The 1,104-nt window shown below is 38.2% G+C and carries 1 protein-coding gene; it reads right to left on the bottom strand.

Features of this window, described 5'->3' with window-relative positions; genetic code table 11:
* Positions 1-160: 160 nt before the first annotated feature.
* Positions 161-691: a C2H2-type zinc finger protein gene (locus AKL11_RS25450; protein ID WP_157673751.1), complete on the bottom strand. Its 531-nt coding sequence runs from the start codon at positions 689-691 to the stop codon at positions 161-163.
* Positions 692-1,104 lie beyond the last annotated feature (413 nt).

Below are 1,104 nucleotides of genomic sequence, written 5' to 3'. Positions count from 1 at the left end.
ATGGAACTGAACAAAAAAACTACCAACGCTGAAAAACTCTCAGGTTTGCAATTCTGGTAGAAACACAGCAGCTAACGCCAAAATGTGCGGCGCCGCCGCAGGCGGCGTCCGGTGAGCGAAGCGAACGAACACGATTTTATTGTTAGGTGTATTACTTGATTCAACCTTGAAAACAGCGTCTTAGGTGATGCGATAAGTTTCCAGAGTGTGAAAATTGCTTAGAACAGTTCCTGCAATGTAAAGGTTTCTCTCCAGAATGAATACGTAAATGTTCTATTAAGTGATGTTTATAGGAAAACTTTGAGTCGCAGACCTTACATGCAAATTGCCTTGGGTTTAAATGTTGATTTTTTATATGCCTGGTTAAACTGCCTTTAACTTTAAAACTTTTATTACAACCTATAATTTCACATTTATACTTTTTTATCGAATGTGGTCTAGATTTCTGAGTAGAACTATCTCCACATGCTGTTTTTTTCGACTCCTTTTTCCATAAATATGGTGACAAAACAGTTCGTTTGATTGAATCTTTAAAGTTGTTATCAACCTCATCAATGGAGTTAATAGTTTTTATGGAGTTCGAAAAGAAAACGCTATTATTACAACCTTTGTCAGCCTGAGGAATTTTCTCAGATGCTGTTAATGGTTGATATTTCATACCTGTATTATTACTTGCATTCATAGAGATCATAATTTTTCCTCAAAATGTTACTTGGAAACATTAACTATGACCATATTAATAGCGTTAAGTTTAGGAGGATTGTTGATTTATACACCTAACGCCAAAATGTACGGCGCCGTAGGCGTCCGGTGCGCAGCACGAACACGATTTTATTGTTAGCTGCGGAAGCCAGAATAATTTCTGCTTTTTGCACTAAACCCGCAGCGAAACGACTTGCAGCAAATGAGAACTCGCAGGTTTCTGTTCAAGATTGAGAACATTGTTGAAAACTGCACTGAACCAAAATGCCAAAAACAAGTTTGAACCAGAAGGTTTGAAAACTAAAAGGCAAACGACAATGTAGAAGCTGGCCTTCACTAAACCTGACGTTGAACGATGTTAGAGCCAACATTTTGAACAGATAGTGACGTAAGCGGGACGCG

The organism is Endozoicomonas ascidiicola, assembly GCF_001646945.1.
Taxonomy (GTDB): Bacteria; Pseudomonadota; Gammaproteobacteria; order Pseudomonadales; family Endozoicomonadaceae; genus Endozoicomonas; species Endozoicomonas ascidiicola.
Note: the sequence above shows the minus strand (reverse complement) of the source record. Positions and strands in the feature narration are given on the sequence as shown.

Excerpts from the sequence above, each read along its gene's own strand:
- AKL11_RS25450 (WP_157673751.1), bottom strand. The coding sequence starts at position 691 with ATGATCTCTATGAATGCAAGTAATAATACAGGTATGAAATATCAACCA.